This is a genomic window from Chloracidobacterium validum (assembly GCF_018304825.1).
Lineage (GTDB): Bacteria > Acidobacteriota > Blastocatellia > Chloracidobacteriales > Chloracidobacteriaceae > Chloracidobacterium > Chloracidobacterium validum.
In genome coordinates, this window is record NZ_CP072649.1 from 769,579 (window position 1) to 788,089 (window position 18,511).

The window sequence follows — 18,511 nt, forward strand, 5'->3', positions numbered from 1 at the left end:
AATACCACCAGCGGCCGGAGATTGTCGCCCAGCGCGCGGAGAGCCGGCGTCGCGCCATAAACTGTTTGCCAACACTTGCCAACCAAGCTAAGTCGCGGTTGGTCTAGGCAACGCACCAACCGCCCGTTCAGAACGTGGCGCAGCCATGCCTCCCAATGCTCCACAACCGGCGAAATGCACGCCGACGAGCGTAATGTCATCCCGCTGCGGTTCAGCTCCCATGTGGCTATCCAGTTCAGCCGCAAGTCGCTCAGACTGTCTGGCGAATGGCATGGCCGCCACCTGCTGTAAATGCGCGCGGAGGCGTGGCGTCCCAAACTTCCGGCGCTCTTCATTCGGCTGATCGGCGAGTCCGTCCGTGCCAAGATAGATACTTACAGAGTCCTCCACCACCAGGCTGATTTCTTCAAACATTAGCCCGCCCCGGCCGTGCCGCCCGCCGATGGTTCGCCGCGAACCGCGATGTTCGGTCAAGTTGCCATCTTCGGTGACAACATAGAGCGGCCGACGCGCGCCAGCAAATGTCACGCACCCACGCTCCCGCTCAAAACGGCACAGGGCAATATCCATGCCATCCTGTGTGTCCGACTGCGCCGTATCCTGCCGCAAAAGCTGACGGACGGCCGCATCCAGCTCAGATAAAATGGCGGCCGGCGACGACAATCCGCGCTCGATGACCATCTGATCGAGCAGGGTTGCGCCGACCATTGTCATCAACGCGCCGGGCACGCCATGGCCCGTGCAGTCGCCCACAGCCAAAAACCAAGCCGCTTCGGTTCGGTGGAACCAGTAAAAGTCGCCAGATACAATGTCCTTTGGACGGTAGATGACAAATGCCTCGCCAAATGCCGCAGCCAAGGCGCGCGGCTCAGGCAGGATGGCAGCCTGAATCCGCTGGGCATAAAGCAGGCTATCGGTCACGAACTGATTGGCTTCGGCCAGCTCGATGTTGCGGAGCCGAAAAATTTCCGCATCCCGCTCACGGACGGTCGCCAGCGCCGCGGCCGCTTTTGCCTGACCTTCTGCCGCCTGGGCCCGGAGCTGTGCTTCGCGCAAACGCTCACGCGCTTGCTGACGAGACGAACGCAACCGCAACCCAAACCACGCGCCCCCGGCCACGAGCAACAGGTAACCTGCATAAGCCCACCAAGTACGCCACGGGGCCGGACGAATCCGAATCCGCACGCGCGTCCCGGCTTCGTTCCAGACGCCGCTGTTGTTTGAGCCGCGCACCCAAAAAACATACTCGCCGGGATCGAGGTTGGTGTAGCTCGCATAGCGCCGCGTCCCACAGTAAACCCAGTCACGGTCGAAGCCTTCCAGTTTATAGGCATACTGATTCCTTTCCGGAACCGTGTAGTTCAGCGCGGCAAACTCAAAGGCAAAAAAGTTCTCATCATGGTCGAGCGGCGGCAGGGCATCGCCGTCAAAGGCTGCCAGTCGGTCAAACTTCCGAAACCCCGTGATGACCACCGGCGGCGGCACTGGGTTGGGATGAATGGCTTCGGGGCGAAAAACGGTGAACCCCTTCACCGAAACAAACAGCACATCGCCATTTCGTCGTTGAAAAAAACTCTGCCAGGCCTGGTTGTCCACCAACCCATCCCGAACATCAAACAACTGGAAACGTAGCCTGACCGGATCGAACTGACCGAGGCCGAGATTCAACCCCAACCAGAGCTTGCCGGTGGCGTCAGCATGCAGGCGCAACACCCGGCTGGCCGGGAGTCCGTCGCGGACGGTGAAAGCCACCACCTGACCGGTCGCGCGCTCGATGCGGTTGAGACCATCTTCGGTGCCAACCCAGAGCGTGCCCGGCGGCGATTCAACGATGTCGTTAATGGTGCGTCCAACAAAAGGTTGCCCCGGAGCAGGACAGAACGCCCGAAAGGTCTGGTGAGCCGAATCGAAGTGATACAGCCCCAAACGTGTGCCGACCCAGACCTCGCCCGCGCTGTCCCGAAACAGCTTGGTCACCCGCCCATCGCCAAGCTGGCCGGGTTGCCCCGGAACCGGCACAAACGGCTGGGCGACGCCAGTCTGACGATCAAGCCGAGCCACACCCTGGGGCGTCCCAATCCACAGCCAACCCTGCCCATCTTCAATGATGCTGGAAACCGTATCGCTAGGGATGGTCTGAGGCTGGACTGGCTGGTGACGGAAGTGGGTGAAGTCATCGGTGGCAGCGTCGTACCGAGCCAGTCCACTCATTTCAGTACCGATCCACAAAACCCCATCCCGATCAACGAACAGGGCATAGACCACCTCGCTACTGAAGCTCCGCGGCCGGCGCGGGTTGGGGCGGTACCATCGGATGGTTCCAGTTGCAGGATCGCGCCGCCCCAGGCCGCCGGACCCACCGGCAAACCAGAGCGTCCCACGGTGGTCTTCGGCAATCCGCCAGATACGATTGCCGGCCAGCCGATAGGGTGGCGGCGATTGGGCGGTAAAGTGCGTGAATGTGTTGGCTTCCACGTCCAAACAATCGAGGCCGCCGCCATCCGTGCCAATCCAGAGCCGTCCCTGGCGATCTTCGAAGCAGGTCGAAACGGCGTCGTAGCCAAGGCTGTTTGGATTCCCAACTTCATGGCGGTAGGGCACGAAGACCGGCGCGTTGGGATCATAGCGATTGAGTCCGGCAGCGGTGCCCAGCCACAGGCCGCCAGCCCGATCATGGCACAGCGCCCGCACGGCATTGTGGCTGACGCTGGTGGGATTGGCCGGTTGATGGGTAAACCGCCAAGCGCGACCGGTTGCTGGATCGAGGCACAGGGTCTGCTCTTCACTGCCAATCCAAACACGACCATCATCATCCATCACGCCGCACTGCGCCCCACGCAACCAGTCGGAAGCCGGCCGCCCCGTGTGGGCATCCGTAACGGCTAACAACTCAGCTTGATTCGTCCTCGGATCAAACCGCAGCATCACGCTCTGATGACCAAGCCAGAGGATGCCGTCGGGCATCGGATGGATAAACCGAAGACGCTCAGTAAGGGAGCGTCCGTGGACGCGCTCAGTCATCAGGGTGAGCCGCTCGGTGGCAAAGTCGAAGTGGCCCAGTCCGCATTCCAGCCCCAGCCACAGTCCCCGCGCACCATCCAACGCGATGGCATACACCTGTTTGGCGGCTTGCCAAGCGTTCCCCAGCCCGGCCTCCGGTTGAAAATCCGTCACGGTCCGGGTTGCCGGATTGACGCGGTACAGGCCCTGGGGTGTTCCAACCCATAAGTGCCCGGACGGATCGAAGCGCGCGGCACGCACCGGCACCCCAGGCAACAGCGCCCAGCGGACACGTCCCGTGCCTGGGTCAAAGGCATTCAGGCCGTCCATGGTTCCAACCCACAGCATCCCATCCGGGGCTTCGACCAGCGATGTGACGTAACTGTGTGTGAGCGCCTGAGGATTGGTCGGGTCGGCGCGATAGGCCGTAAAGGCATAGCCATCAAAGCGGTTCAAGCCATCGTGCGTCCCAATCCACATCAGTCCGCTGCCTGACTGAAGCACGGTGTTGACGCTTGCCTGTGAAAGACCTTCCTCGACCGACCACCGCTGGACACGGAGGCGGGGATCAGCCCAGGCAACTTGGCTCAGGACGGCCGCCATCAGCATCCACCGACCGATGGCAAACCACTTGGCAAACGACATCGGCCTACCCATTTGCCATCACACCTCCGACCACCTGCCCAGCGCTTCACACCCGATGCGCCAAGCGTAAGCGCAGGGTATTGGCATGTGGTTGGACTCACTCATCCACCGGTTTCACGGCGCTTCGCCACAAGCCGATTGGCGGCCTGGCGCAAGGCATCGGGAATGGACTTGCTCTTGGTCAGATTGACAAGATCGCGGCTCTGCAGCCGGTTGATGAACTGCATGCTGAAGTTGAGCGGACACCGGGCGTTGCGCACTAGGTTATGCATGATGGCGTAGTTGCTCACCCAGGCGCGATTCATGGCAATGATGCGCAGAACGTCTTCGTTGATCCCCTTGATGTTGGCAATTGCCTCGATTTCGGCATCTGAAATGCGCGGGTTCTTGACGACGGCCGTGCTCACCATGCGGTTCGAGTCACGAATGAGAATCGCTCGCGCATCCCGTCCACCTTTGAGCGCCGCGAAGATCCGTTCCTTGACCGACATCCGCGCCAACGCCTGATAAATAGAAAGCCGCTCCTGCGTTTCAGAGTCGGTGGCGTTGCGTAGGTCAATCCCCTCCTCGCTCTTGACCGCCGCCAGCATGGCCTCGAACTCGGCATCCGCATCGGCGGCACTCGGCGCCTCATCTGAAAACGTTTGCCCAGTTTCAGCCTCGAAACCAGCCAGAATGGATTGAAACTCCGCCTCAAACGCCTCATCCGACATCGGCGGCACGTCGAGGACGGCGGCAAACTTCGCGGCGCGCGCCTGTTTTTCGCGAGCGATTCGCTCGGCGCCGAGTTCTTTCTCGAAAAACTCGGTCTTGATTTCCCGCGCTTTGCGGGTTGCCTCAAACGTGCTCGCCGGATTCGCCAAGATCGCGTCCAGCAGTGCCGGCATCCGAATCAGCCGCTGCTGGTTGATGGTGACCGACTCCAGCAAATAGCCACTGGTCGTCTGCTTGACAAACGCCAACACCGATTCGTCCAACAGGGCCGGATGAAGGAGTAACTGCTCACCAAAACGTTCTGGGACATCCGGGCGCAGGAGCAAGTAGTGGATGACTTCCTCCGGCGTTTCTGGATTTTGCACCACCGGCTGCAGGGTCTCGAAGTCGAGGTTTGCCAGGGAGGTCTGCGCGGCCTCAGCAATTTCGGTATCCGCGTCGGTCGTCAACAACACCTGAGCAAACAGCAGGTCTTCCGGTGCTAGTGGCAGTTTGCCCTGCGCCACCATCAACTTTGCCGGACGTGGCGCTTTCCCCTGCTGAATCATCGCCACTGGTGGGGACTTGGAAAGCTTGACCGGCTTGGCGGATGCCGGCGGGACGTCCGCCGGTGGCGCGCCAGACGGCGGCGCGACCGGGGTGGCCACCGGGACGGCCACCGGTGGCGGTGGAACACTTGGCGGCGCGTCGGTAAAAGCTTCCGGGATGAGGTCGGCCACCGACTTGAGTGGTTCGGCCGCTGGTGGGGCGCTCGCCCGCTCGCCGGCCACCTGCCGACGACCAAACTCTTTTTCCAGAAACTCGGCCTTGACTTCGCGGGCGCGGCGCTCGGCTTCGGGAGTCCGGTGCGGATTGTGGAGGATGGCTTCGATGATGCCAGTCCGCCGAATCAACCGCTGTTGATTGATGGTGAGCGCCTCAATCAGGCTCGCATTGGTGGTCTTGAGCGCCAGGGCTTCGACGGCAGCATCCGGGGTGGCGCGATTGAGGATGGCCGCCTCGGTAATGACGGGATCGCAATCAGGGCTACACAACAGCGCCAAAATAGATGCATCCGTTTGGTCATCCCGCGCAATCGGCAAAACGATGGATGGGTCAAGTTTCCCAACCGAGGCGCGCGCAGCCGTGTTAATTTCTTCATCTGGGTCGTTGACCAAGCTGGCCAACACCAGGAGCGCCTCCTCGGGTGCCAGCGGCAACAAGCCACTGGCAGCGGCAAGTTTGGCAGCACGGGGCGCCGCGCCGCCTCGAATGGCATCAACGACAGGGTGCGGCATAGTTCGTCATTCGGTAAAAAGCTCGTACCGTTAGGGCATGTTTTGCTGTAAGAGCATATTTTGGTTTATGTCCAGTCAAAGGCAATAAAAATCTGCATGCGCCTCTGCTGGCGTGTGGCGATTCAGCCAAGAAGCCATATGTGGTGTCGAATACTTGTTATCTGTCTTCTCCTGCCAAATGGTTTCATTGTCACTTTGGCACAAGCGCCACCGGCAACCGTCCCGGCCACGCGCCCTAGCCCGGTGGAAAGCGGGGTGCCCGTACAGCTTGGTGGCGAGCCGGTTTTTCGCATTCGGGCCCGGCTTGGGACACTGACGCCATCTGAGCGGGCGGCAATCGTTGAGCGGCGGCTGGTTGAGCTAGCCGCGACGCCCTTTCTCAATCTGGAAGACCTGCGAACGGTCGAATATGACGAAACCATTGAAATCGTCCTTGGCAACCGGGTCATTACCGTTGTGACGGAAGCCGACGCCACCGCCGCCGAACTACCGCGTTCGGCACTCGCCCAGTCCACCGCGGAACACATCAAACGCGCCCTCTACCGGGTGCGCCAGGCGGCATCGTGGCAAGCCTTGCTCGTTGGGGTTCTGCTTTCGCTGGTAGTTACAACGCTCATCATCGGGGTTTGGCGTGGACTCGACGAACTGGTAGCCCGCCTCCGCCACGCCTGGCACATCACCGAACCTTCTACACCGCATTCCTCACGATTGCTCAACCGACTTGACGTGCTGGTTGGAGGAAGGCTTCGGGCCGCCCGCCTGACGTTGCTTACCGTCATCTGGTTTCTGGCGCGGGCGGGGATGGTGGTGGCGTACCTGCCACTCGTGTTCAGTTTTTTTCCCGCTACCCAGGGATTATCGCGCGCCTTCTGGGAAGCGGTGTTGACACCGCTGGTGACGTTGTGGAGCGCATTTATTCTCTACATACCGAACCTGCTGTTCATCCTGACCGTCGCCTTTCTGACCTGGGCAGCCATCCAGGGCGCGCGCTTACTGTCCCTGGCGGTCGAACGCGGCGTGATTGTCATTGGGGGATTCGATCCAGAGTGGGCGCGTCCGACCTACAAGTTGGTGGTGATCTTTCTCGTCGCAGCCGGTCTGATTATTGCCTTCCCATACATTCCAGGGGTGGAGTCGCCAGCCTTTCGTGGTGTGTCTATTTTCATTGGCGCATTGTTTTCCCTGGCCTCCAGCTCGGCTATCGCCAATGTCGTCAGTGGCATTGTGCTAACCTACACCCGCGCGTTTCGGATTGGCGACCGGGTTCGGATTGGTGAGACGACCGGGGATGTGGTTGAAAAAACCCTATTTGTGACTCGCTTGGAGACCATCAAACAGGAAATCGTCTCGATTCCAAATGCTCAGGTTCTCAACGGCACCATTGTCAACTACTCGACGCTGGCGCGCACCCGTGGGATTATTCTGCATACAACGGTCACGCTCGGTTATGAAACGCCGTGGCGGCGCGTCCACGAGTTGTTGACCGCTGCCGCCCGCGCCACCGCTGGCATTCGCGCCGAACCACCACCTTTTGTCTGGCAGACGAGCTTGAATGACTTTCACGTGGCCTACGAACTCAACGCTTACACCAACGATGCCTGGCTGATGCCATACACGTATGCCGCCCTGCACGCCAACATTCGGGACGTTTTTGATGAAGCCGGCGTCGAGATTATGTCGCCACACGTTACGGCACTTCGGGATGGCAACCGAACCACGGTGGCCCGTGACCATGTACCGACTGATTATCAAGCCCCGGCGTTTCGGGTCGCCGTCCAGCCCTCCGACGAGCAACCGCGTTCAGCGTCTGCCCATCACCCACCCCAAGCCGATCACATAGAACGTCAACGTTGAAGGGAGAGCATCCACACTGCCCATGGATTTCTTACCAAACTGGCCATTGGCGTTGAACACCATGACCATTTTTGGCCTGCTCCTGATCTTAGGCGCACTGGGTGGGTATCTCGCCCACCGTTTTCCCTGGCTACCCAGTATTACCGGCTTCATGCTCGTTGGGCTGTTGTTTGGGCCGAGCGGACTGACTGTACTGGATGATGATAACCTTGCCAAATCCAAGATTTTAGTGGACATTGCGCTGGGGCTGATTCTTTACCGACTGGGCCTGTCGCTCAACGTTTTGCTGCTTCGGCAGCAGATGACGCTGGGCAGCATGGCGCTGGCGGAAAGTGCGCTCACCTTCATCACCATCATTGGCTCCCTCTGGCTGGTCAATATTCCAATCGCAGTCGCGGCACTGGTGGCGGCCATTGTCGTTTCTTCATCACCAGCGGTCTTGCTACATGTCGCTCACGAAGTCCGCGCGGCCGGCGAAGTTACCGAGACGACCAAAACCCTTGTGGCGCTCAATAATATTATTTCATTTGTGGCTTTTTCGGCCCTACTACCACTGGTCCAGTTTTCATCTGGCAAAAGTTGGAGTGACATTTTGTTACTGCCGACATACCGCTTCTTCGGATCACTTGTCCTGGGCTGCTTGGTTGGCATTCTGGTCTACTTCCTGACCCACCGAACCCGCGAAGCAACGCAGTACCGTCTAGCGTTTATCATTGGTGCCGTGATGCTGACTGTTGGGCTGGCGAGTGTGCTCAATCTTTCGACGCTGTTTGCCCCGCTGGTGCTTGGGGTTGTGGTGAAAAATCTCGAGCAGGAAGATATTGTCTCACAGATGCAGTTCGGCGAATCGTTCGAGCTATTCTTCATAGTTTTGTTTGTTTCGGCTGGGGCCAACCTACACCTGCATGACCTGGTTGTGGCAGCACCAATCGTGGTCTTGCTGGTTTTTGCGCGCAGCTTGGCCAAAGTTGGTGGGGTGGTCGCCGTTGCGGCCGCCACGCACGGCTCGCTGGAAAAGGCGGCCGCGCGAGGTATGTTGCTGATCCCAATGGCCGGCATGGCGATTGGGCTGACCCGGACCACGGCCGAACTGTTCCCAGACAAGGCAGCCAGCATTGGCGCGATTGTGCTGGGCGCGGTCGCCGTGTTTGAAACCATCGGGCCGCCGCTGGCGGCGTATGCCTTCAAGCTGGCTGGGGAGGCGGGTAAAGCCACGGGCCACGCCGCGCCCCCTGCACCGACGCCAACGGCCACGGAAATGGTCTAGGCACAGTTCCGTCAGAGCCACGCCAGGACGCACCCGTTGTGCCCCCATCACTCCACGACGACGGTTGTCTCGAACTTACCGTACTTCTGGAAGGCAATGCAGTTGAGGGATGTGATGCGGTTTTTGCGATCGGTCAGTGCCACGCGCGCGGCCACCGGCATCAGATAGTCGTTGTCGCCCACCGTCACCCAACCAAACTCAACGATTGAGATGGCTTCCGAAACCGGAAAGTCGCGTGGCAAGTCAAAGCATTCGGATTCCAGCCGGACAATGCGGCGCGTTTCTGGATTGACGAAGATGCGCCCACGGTAGCCGGCAATCGTTCGCGCCTTGCCGACTTGCAAGGTCTGCCGCGAGTAAGCTGTTTCGACCGTGTATTCAAAGACCCGACAGGGTCGGCCGTAGAAGGTGGTCATCCCGGCTTCGCGGAAGGTGGCATTGGAAGTCTCGTCAAAAAGCGACTTGAGCAAGCCCGCAAACTGCCCGGTTGAGGTCAAACCACCGACTTCATCCAGGCCAAGCGAGGTCGAGACGCCGTTCTGGAGCTTGAGTTCCAGCTTTTCGCCCTTTTCCGTTGAATAGGCAATGGCGATTTCGAGGTAGTCGCCAAGCTGCCAGGGGCGGCCTCCCAGGCGGTAGTACCGCTGCACCCGCTGCCGAACGGTAAAATCCGGCAAGCTGGCCACATAGGCCTGGGCGACGGCGCGCACCTGCTCGATGAGCGGCTGATGTTCCTGGTAGAGCGGAACATCCGGGGTGTCGGTTAGCAGGGCCACCGGACGCTGGGGCTGGGCCGTGACGGCCTGGCGGCGTTCGTCGGCTCGCCACAGCGCGCTTTCGACCTGAGCAGCCCGCAAAAAGCGCATTTTGCGTCCAAAAGCTTCCGTCATTTCAAAGCTGACGCCCCGCCGGTCAATATCGGCCGCCACGTCATCCACGTCGCGGTTGCGCTGATAGGCTTCTCTGACACGCGCCTCGATTTCGGTAGCGCGCAGCGGTAGCTCGGTTGTGGAAAAGCTCTGCGCCACAGCCGTCTCGTCCGTCGCCTGGGCTTCAGCCACCTGGGGCGTGGCCTGGGATGGGGACGCCCGGTGACTTGCCGGACATAGCCCCCCCAGGGACAAAACCCCGCACAGCGCCAGTCCATAGTTCTTCCACCACTTGCCATGACGCACTGCAAAATACTGTCCGGCGACGGGTTGACGCGCATGACGCGCCCTTGCGCCACCACCAACTAACATGCTAGAAACCCGTAAGTTCACTCTGTTTCCCTCGGAAAGCACTTTCGCTACGGCGGCTCGCGCGCTAAACGCAGCCGGGCAAGGCGCGCAGTCGCGCCCCGTGAGAGGTTGGAGGTTGACTTGTATAAGCATCAACGGCCGCCATCAACTCTGATGCTATGAAGCAATCTGTGGAAAAAAAAGGAGTTACTTCCATGCTGCTGTGTCATCTGCGCCGTGGGCTGTTTGGCTTATGTCTTGGCGCGTGTTCCATTATTACACCTTCGTTGCTCACCCCGGCGACGACGTTTGCCCAGTCACAAGTCAACGCCGCCGACCTGCGCGGGACAGTCAGCGATGACAGTGGCAAAGTCATTGCCGGCGCAAAGGTTACGGCACGGGAGGAGCGCACGGGGCTGACCCGCGAAGCGACCACCAACGATGCCGGTGTGTATCAATTCATCGCGCTTCCGCCGGGTTCGTACGAGATTTCTGTCGAGGCAGGCGGCTTTGCCCGCGCCGTGAACCGCAACGTTGCGCTCACCATCGGCGCGGCCGCGCAGCTCGATTTTACCCTGCGGGTTGGCGACACGACGGAAGAAATCGTTGTCACGGCCGATACGCAGGTTATCGAAGGCTCCCGCACCTCCGTGGCGGAAACGATTAACCAGCGCGCCATCAACAACTTGCCCACGAGCAGCCGGAGCTACGTGGGCTTTACGCTGCTGACCTCGACGACAACCCGTGACAACCAGCCCAAATTGGGCGTCGCGCCCACGTCGGGGCTGAACTTCGGCGGTCAGCGCGCGCGCGCCAACAACGTCTCGATTGACGGCGCGGACGCGACCGATTCAGCCGTCAACGGCGTGCGCGCCACGGTTTCCCAGGAAGCCGTCCAGGAGTTTCAAATCCTGACCAACAGCTTTGCGCCGGAGTTTGGACGCGCTTCCTCGGCGGTCATCAACATCGTCTCGAAGGGTGGCGGCAACGAGTTACGCGGCAATGTCTTTGCCTTTCTCCGCGACCAGGCCTTTTCCGCCAACAATGCCTTCGCTGGCGTGCGCGAATACCCAGAAACCCGCTTCCAGGGTGGCTTTACGCTCGGCGGACCCATCGTGAAGGACAAAACCTTTTTCTTCCTGTCGTTTGAGACGCAAAACCTGAACGGCACCGGATTCAACATCACCGGACGCAACGGCTTTGGTTTCACGACCTTCACGCCGCCAACGCTGTTGGCGACGTCTCCCAACCTGGGGCTGTCCAACTTGCCGGCCGGTGTTTTCGTGCCAATCGGCGGCCAGGCGGCACAGGTCACGCCCCAGCAAGTCGCCTTCCTCAATGCGGCGCTCAGTGGTTTGTCGCAAGCCACCGGCATCCCGTTGAGCACGCCGTTTACCGCATTGCCAGCGGCAGCGCAAACGGCGCTGTTGACCAATGCTACCTTTCAGGCGCTGAACACGTTTTACTTTTTGGCGCGTGAAGGTTCAAGCGTCGGCCTCACCGGACGCCAAACCAACGGCCAGTCCATTTTCCCAACGCTCGCGGCGCTGGGCATTACCAACCCTGGGTTCAACTCGCCGGTGCCACTTGGCAGCTTCCGCCCGATGAACACGCTGCTCGGCAATTACACGCTGCGCGAGCGGACGTTCCTGCCGGCGCTGCGGATTGACCATCGGTTCAATGACATTCACCAGTTCTTCGCGCGGATCAGCGTGACACCCTCGACCGTCCGGGGCATTCCCTCGAATGGACAGAACCAGCCCACCGCGCTCAACAACTTCACCCGCACCGGCTTCCAGGGCACCCGCGACATTGCGTTCGTGGCGCAGAACGTCGCCACGATCAGCCCAACACTCATCAATGAATCGCGCTTCCAGTTTTCACGCCGGGGCGTGGACTACGGCCCACAAAGCCAGATCGTCGGGGTTGAAGTTCCCGGGTTTGCCTCCTTCGGACGTGAGCCGTTTTCACCCACCCAGCGCGTGGAAAAGCGTTGGCAGGTCACGAATAACCTCACGAAGATTGCCGGCAACCACACCCTGAAATTCGGGGCTGACTTCAATCTTCTGCTTTACAATGCGTTGTTTGAAGTCAACTTCGGTGGTGTTTACGCCTTTCCTCCCAACCAATTGTTCCCGGCGGCGCAAGGCTTCCCGGCCTTCAACGGCGTCCAGGCTTACGGGCTAGGGCTTCCAGAGTCTTACGTTCAAAACGTCGGCAACCCGAACAGTAATTTCAACAACCCGGTGCTCGGCCTCTTTGCCCAGGATAGCTGGAAGATTCGTCCGAACTTCACGCTCAACTACGGCGTGCGGTACGACGTGCAATACACTAAGCAGGTTCAGGCAGTTCGCCCGGAACCGTTCGTCGGGCCGGGTAATGTTGGGACGATCAACATGCCGAACCTCTTTGCGGCCGGTGAGCAGATCATCGGCATCCAGCAGGGTATCCCGCGTGATTACAACAACATCGCGCCGCGCCTGGCCTTTGCTTGGGACCCGTTCAACAATGGCAAGACGGTGGTACGCGCCGCGTACGGTCTGTTTTACGGCACACCCCTGGCAGGCTTGATTTTCCTCTCCGACGTGGTGGATGGCGCCCAGTCGCCCTTCCTCGTCTTCCCCGGACTGCTTGGCGGGGCAGCTATCTTCCGCAACGAGCGGGTCAACATCCCCGTTCCTGGCCTCCCTGGCTATCAAGTTGGACAACAACGCTACAATCCACTAGACCCAGGGTTCCAGGTTCTGAACGGCGGACCCATCCGGTCCCTGCTCGCCTCGCCGATTACATCTCAAACGCTGCACCTCAACCGAGATTTCGAGTTTGACTACACCCAGCAAGGAAACCTCTCGATTGAGCGGCAGCTTGGGCGCACCATCACGGTCAATGCTACCTACAGCTACATTCGTGGTTTGCAGTTGGTTCGTCCGCGCAATGTCAACCAGCAGGATCTGGCGCTCCTCCAAGCCAATGCCCAGGCGCAAACCAATCCCATCGTGGTTGGTGGGCAAACGGTTGGCTTTTTCGGCACGGGGCCGCTGGCCGGACTCTATAACCCACTACCGAACAGCCTTGGCCCTGGGTTGTCAGGGCTACCGGCGCCCGTTGCCCCAATTGGACGCTTTTTGTTCAATGACTTCCGGCGGACAGGACCCAATCTGCTCTACACGGCCGCGACTTTGAACATTCCAGTCGCCCAGGCGCAACAGCTTCTGACTGCGCTCACCAATCGGTTCAACTTGCCGCGCCTTCAGGGCTCCCCGTTTGTCCCGTTTGGAAGCGCGAAAAACTACGAATCCACCGGCAGCTCGATTTACCACGCTTTGACATTGAGCGTGAACAAGCGCTTTTCCAACAACTTCCAGTTCCTGGCCTCCTACACGTGGTCGCACGCAATTGACGATTCAACCGACGTGCAGACGCTCCAAGAGCCACAGGATAACAGCAATCCCCGCCTGGATCGCTCGAACTCAAACTTCGACCAGCGACACCGCTTTATCTTCAGCGCGGTGGTCACCAGCCCGTTCAAGCGCAATGAAGGACCTGGCCGTTACCTGCTGGCCGACTGGACCTTCGCGCCCATCGTGGAAGCCGGCGCTGGACGTCCCTACACGCTGCTGATTGGGGTGGACCAAACCCAGGTCAACAGTTCTTCGACAGCGCGGCCAAACTTCGTGCAGTCCTGCCCCGCCGGGACGGCCGGGCTGACCTGCTTCCCGTCACCTCGTGGCAATGGATTCTTAACCCTGCCACCAGACAGCCGCCTGCCCCAGAATTTTGGACTACCGCTTTCAACCTTCCTGGGCAACGTTGGACGGAATGCCTTCACCGGGCCGAACTTCATCGCCGTGGACTTTCGGCTGGCGCGCAAGTTCTACTTCTCGCGGGATGCCGACGTTACCGGGCGCAATCTGGAGTTCATCTTCGAGATGTTCAATGCGTTCAACCGCGTCAACATCACGGAAATCAACCCCAACTACCAGTTGAGCGGCGCACCGACGCTGGCCGCGCCACCGCGGCAGATTCAGTTCGCGCTCAAGTTCAGCTTCTAGTTATCAACTCGTCATCAGCGGCTTTGCATCTGAGGATGACGCTTGCCGTGGGGGCTGCCCAGTCGGGCAGCCCCTTACGTTTGCTTACTTTCCCGGTTTGTGGTGTCTCAAATGGCTTGCGGCGGCATCCACATGGTCATGGCACCAACTTTGGGCGAGGTGCGCAGCCGTCGCTCCTTGCGAACCAGCAGGGGCGTCAAGTAACGCGCCAGCCTCATTCGGCGCAGCGCCGCATGGGGGTCCACCAAATGGGTGGTTGGCAGTTGTTCACCGCTTGCTTCAAAGACGACGCTCAACGGCAGCGTCATGGCATCCTGAAGCTCGAGGAGCTGCGCCAACAGGTCGGCCGCCGGACTGGCCAGCGGTCCAAACCCATAGCGTGGCTGGGTCGTGCCGAAAATGTACAGATTGCGCGTGCGCGGCGGCACCATGCCAGCGTAAAGCTGTGCCGTGCTGCCTTTGACCTCCACCATCCCCGGCGGCAGGAACGGAAAACTCACATGAAAGCCCGTCGCGCACACCACTAGGTCGTATTCGTCGGTCGTGCCATCCACGAAGTGGACCGTTTGCCCCTCAAGCCGCGCCACGTCCGGGCGGGGACGGATTCGCCCATGCTTGAGGTAGTGCAGGAGTTCGGAATTGACCGTCGGATGTCGCTCGAAAATGCGGTGGTCGGGTTCGGGCAGACCATACTGCGCATATCGGCCGACAATGACCCGCAGGCACAGGCGCAGCACGGCGCGCTGAACCGGAACCGGAATCCAGCCCCGCATCATCTCAACGGTGGGGATGCCAAACATCGTTTTGGGCAAAAACCAGTAGCCGCGGCGTAAGCTGAGGTGACTGCACACGGCAACCCGCGCGGCTTCCGAGGCAATGTCACAGGCCGAGTTGCCGCCTCCGATGACGAGCACCCGCTTGCCGACCAGTTGCTCTGGCCGGCGGTAATCCTTTGAGTGAACCCACTCGCCCATGAACGTTCCGGGGTAGGTGGGGAAGCGGCGGTCCCAGTGATGGCCATTGCAGACAATCACGCCTTTGTACTGCCGCTGTTCGCCGTCTGCCAGCTTCACCTGCCAGGACCAATCCGCAAGCGGACTCGCCGCAACGACTTCTTTCCGAAACTCGATGTGCGCATACAGTCCAAAGTGGCGCGCGTAGTCGCACAAATAGGCAAGCATCTGGGCACGGCTGGGAAAATCCGGGTAGTGCGCCGGCATAGGGTACTCAGGAAACGATGTCGTCCGGCGGGACGAGATGATATGCGCGGTGGTATAGACACCATGGCGCCAGTTGCCGCCCACGTCGTCATCGGCGTCAACTTGGTCATAGGGGATACCAGCTTGCTTGAGCGCACGCGCCACAACCAGGCCGGTTGGGCCGGCACCAATCACTAGGAAACGATCCAAACGATGGGACATGGGGCGAGTGCCTCCAACGGTGGCTTACAGCGCACGGACAGATGCGCGAGCGAACCCTCGCCATTCCAGCCGACGATGCCCGGTCACAGTTTGAGATGATTCTAGCACTTGGTGAGCACTAGGTCTCAAGTCGCGGAGGGTGGTGGCGCTGGTCGCTTCACTGCCACTTGCCAACTACCGGTCGGTCGGTCGGCAACCCATAGTTGACTGGGGGCGGAAGCGGTCCAGACACATTTGCCGGGCTCAGGAAAAACTGCGCCTGCTGTTCGCTAACACGAAAAACACCTATCGTATCCACGCCATCGCCATTCCAGTCACCCGCCAACGGCGTGTCCCCAGCCGCGCCAAAAGCCGCCTCGATGTCCGGTAATCCGGCGCTGTTGTTGTTGCGCAGGAAAAAAACGCCGCCGCGATACACGCCGATGGTGTCAGTCCGGTTGCCATCCCAGTCACCCACAATCGGCAAGTCATCACCGCCGCCATAGGCAACCACAACATCCGGCGCACCCGATGTGTTGCTGTTTCTGAGCAAAAAGAGTCCCGCCCGGAAGACTCCCACGGTGGCGACGCCGTTCCCATCCCAGTCCCCAGACAGTGGAATGTCACCCGGCTGCATGCCCATGATCGAGAAAGCCGGTACATCGGCAAAGCCCGCCGTGTTGCTGTTGCGGAGGAAGAACTCCCCGTTGCGGAAAATCCCAATCGTTTCGATACCATCGCCGTTCCAGTCGCCAATGATCGGTACGTCGGCAGCCAGCCCGTAGAAGAAGTCCGTATCGGCAAACCCCGGTGTATTGCTATAGCGCAGGTAAAAGAAACCGTTGGATGGGCGGAACATCCCCACCGTCGTTAGGCGTGGCGGCGCACTTGTTTGGGCAATGGTGAAGTTGGCATCCGTGATGTCAAAAAACGTGTTGCCCCCACTAATTCCTGTCCCGTTCGCTGCCTCCACCCGAAGTCGTGCCTGCGTGGTGTTCGGCGCAGTGGAGGGCACAAGGATCATTGCCAACCCAGTATTTGGGCGACTGGCGGCCAGTGTGGTAAAGGTCAGTCCGCCATCGTAGGAAAGTGCAATGTTGACGGTCGAGCAGTTAATGGGGGGCTGATCAGTCCCAGCTACTGCCCAGGTTACCGCCTGTTGACTTCCTGCTGCCCAAACCCCGGTGACGTTATTCACTCGGAAGGGGCCGGCCGGGCCGTGGACGGTGACCACCACTTCGGCCTGGTTCACCCCACCGCCGCCAGCCCGATTGTCGCGGGCAGTAACACGAAAGCGTAGGTCACGGGTCACACTTGGTAGGTTTTCGCCAGTTCGCAATCCATTCACAAACTCCGGCGGAAGGTTTGCATGGTTGAGGATGAACGGCAGACTTGGAAAGATACGGGTTGGTGAGGCGGTTGGCGGCATAGGCCGAAACAGTGGGCGGGTGGTCGTCGGGGGATCACTCGGCTGGTCGCCATAGGGTGGGTTGATAAAGCTTCCCCCGGCATCGAACTGCTCCCAGGCATAGGTGAGTGCATCACCATCGGCGTCGCTTCCGGTCGCTGTCAACTGAAACGGCGTGTCACGCGGAATCGTCAACGGCGCGCCGGCGCTCACCACGGGCGGCGTATTTCCGGTCGCGGCGAGACTCACACAAAACGCGCCACCACCTGTGGCCAAATATGACCCGATCTGCTCCAGACTTCCGGCGTGAAAACGCAAGTCAAAGCCGGTCACGACATTGTCGGTATCACAAATACCAGGGTAAGCCATAATCGTCGAGCCGCTTCCGACTTCCCAGGCGGTTGCCGCATTCCGGTTGTTCTGACAGCCGGCCAGCGCCGTCGCATTGAAGGTGTGAGCTGCCCCACACTGGTGGCCAAGCTCATGACACAGGATGCCCAAATCAAACGCATTGCCGACCGGCGCGGTGGCGCTGACTTGGGTGACGCCAGCGCCCTTGAAGGGACCCGGTCCGCCAAAGCCATCAGCGGCATTGCTGCACACAACCCCAATCGCCGCGGTTCCGCCCGTTCCGATGCCTAGGACATGGCCGATGTCGTAGTTATCCACGCCAATCTTGGCCGCTAGGTCGTTGCGGACGACCGTCGCCAATCCGGCCCGAGTGTTCGGCGTTGGATACGGGTCGGTTGCCGGATTGGCATAAATGATGTTGGTGTTGTTGGCAACCAGGATGAACCGCACGGCAAGTTCCCGTTCATAGACGGCATTAACCCCATTCAGCCAGGTTGTCACGGCGGCCAGCCCACCGGTGGGCGTCCCACCGCCCAAGCTGCTGGTAAACTGGGAAGTAGCCGCGATGGCAATGCGATAGCGCCGTAGCTGGCTTCCCATCGGCAGCAGCTCAACGCCATCGGAAGCGGGGACGCTTGCCGGTGTTCTTTCCACGCCATAGAGCAGTTCACACCCGAACCCGTTGGAAACATCGGTGGTGCGCACAGATGACACGGCATACCGCGATTGCCCCGGCCCAGTCGGCAACACCGTGAACGCCGACGCCTGATGAATGAGAACGAAGGCATGCAATCCCTGGGGCGTCACGTCAAAACGGACGGTCTGGGTTGGATCATCCACCCCCTGCCCAACATACGTCTTGATGCTCGGAAAACGGGCCGCCAGTTCGGGGGCGAGGATGGGAGACTCAACAACACGAAAGCGGGCGAACATCCCATCTGGCGTCGGCAGCTCAAGCATCAAAGGAGAATCCTTGGCTACGCAGGCGCTTTCCAGCGGCGCGCCTGACAGGCGTTGCCGCAACGCGGCCAAATCCAGTTCAAAGATGGGGTGGCTCGGTATCTGTCGCGCAGCCCCTGGCGACTCGTCCGTTGGCATCGCCTGACGCCACAGCGTGGTGATAACCTGCTCAGGTACTGGGTGGGGCCGGGGCAACCAAGCTTGGGCCGCCGCGCCCACGTTGGTCAGCATCTGGTTGCTTACCAACATCAGCACAACCGCCAACCCCAAAAACAACCAGTTCGCAGCCTGTCTGTTACGCATTGGTAGTTTCTATTTGGTAGTTTCTACAAAGATACTTTCACTTACCCGGCAGCCTTCATT

At 60.2% G+C, this 18,511-nt stretch carries 8 protein-coding genes; 3 read left to right on the forward strand and 5 right to left on the reverse strand.

All coding sequences use genetic code 11. From position 1 onward, the window contains the following. Positions 1–87 precede the first annotated feature (87 nt). On the reverse strand, positions 88–3,645 hold the full coding sequence (locus tag J8C06_RS14280; protein ID WP_211430093.1) for a two-component regulator propeller domain-containing protein: 3,558 nt from the start codon (positions 3,643–3,645) through the stop codon (positions 88–90). 101 nt (positions 3,646–3,746) lie between these two features. After that, a complete protein-coding gene (locus J8C06_RS14285) occupies positions 3,747–5,636 on the reverse strand; it encodes a hypothetical protein (RefSeq protein WP_211430094.1) in 1,890 nt (629 codons plus the stop codon). A 195-nt stretch (positions 5,637–5,831) separates the two neighbouring features. Here J8C06_RS14285 and J8C06_RS14290 point away from each other — a divergent pair, with 195 nt between their 5' ends. Both J8C06_RS14290 and J8C06_RS14295 read left to right on the forward strand, forming a co-directional pair. Beyond that, positions 5,832–7,490, forward strand: a complete 1,659-nt coding sequence (locus tag J8C06_RS14290; RefSeq protein ID WP_211430095.1) for a mechanosensitive ion channel family protein — start codon at positions 5,832–5,834, stop codon at positions 7,488–7,490. Positions 7,491–7,551: 61 nt separating this feature from the next. Further along, entirely contained in the window at positions 7,552–8,757 is a 1,206-nt protein-coding gene (locus J8C06_RS14295) for a cation:proton antiporter (RefSeq protein WP_246602122.1), read from the forward strand. A gap of 47 nt (positions 8,758–8,804) precedes the next feature. Here the strand turns inward: J8C06_RS14295 and J8C06_RS14300 are convergent, their stop codons facing one another. Beyond that, positions 8,805–9,998, reverse strand: a complete 1,194-nt coding sequence (locus J8C06_RS14300; RefSeq protein WP_211430097.1) for a hypothetical protein — start codon at positions 9,996–9,998, stop codon at positions 8,805–8,807. 194 nt (positions 9,999–10,192) lie between these two features. Between J8C06_RS14300 and J8C06_RS14305 the strand changes: the two genes are divergently transcribed. Further along, entirely contained in the window at positions 10,193–14,029 is a 3,837-nt protein-coding gene (locus J8C06_RS14305) for a carboxypeptidase-like regulatory domain-containing protein (RefSeq protein ID WP_211430098.1), read from the forward strand. A gap of 107 nt (positions 14,030–14,136) precedes the next feature. On the opposite strand, the gene J8C06_RS14310 is transcribed toward J8C06_RS14305, so the two are convergent. Then, positions 14,137–15,450: a flavin-containing monooxygenase gene (locus J8C06_RS14310; RefSeq protein WP_211430099.1), complete on the reverse strand. Its 1,314-nt coding sequence runs from the start codon at positions 15,448–15,450 to the stop codon at positions 14,137–14,139. Positions 15,451–15,607: 157 nt separating this feature from the next. Further along, entirely contained in the window at positions 15,608–18,451 is a 2,844-nt protein-coding gene (locus J8C06_RS14315) for a reprolysin-like metallopeptidase (protein WP_211430100.1), read from the reverse strand. Between the last annotated feature and the right edge of the window lie 60 nt (positions 18,452–18,511).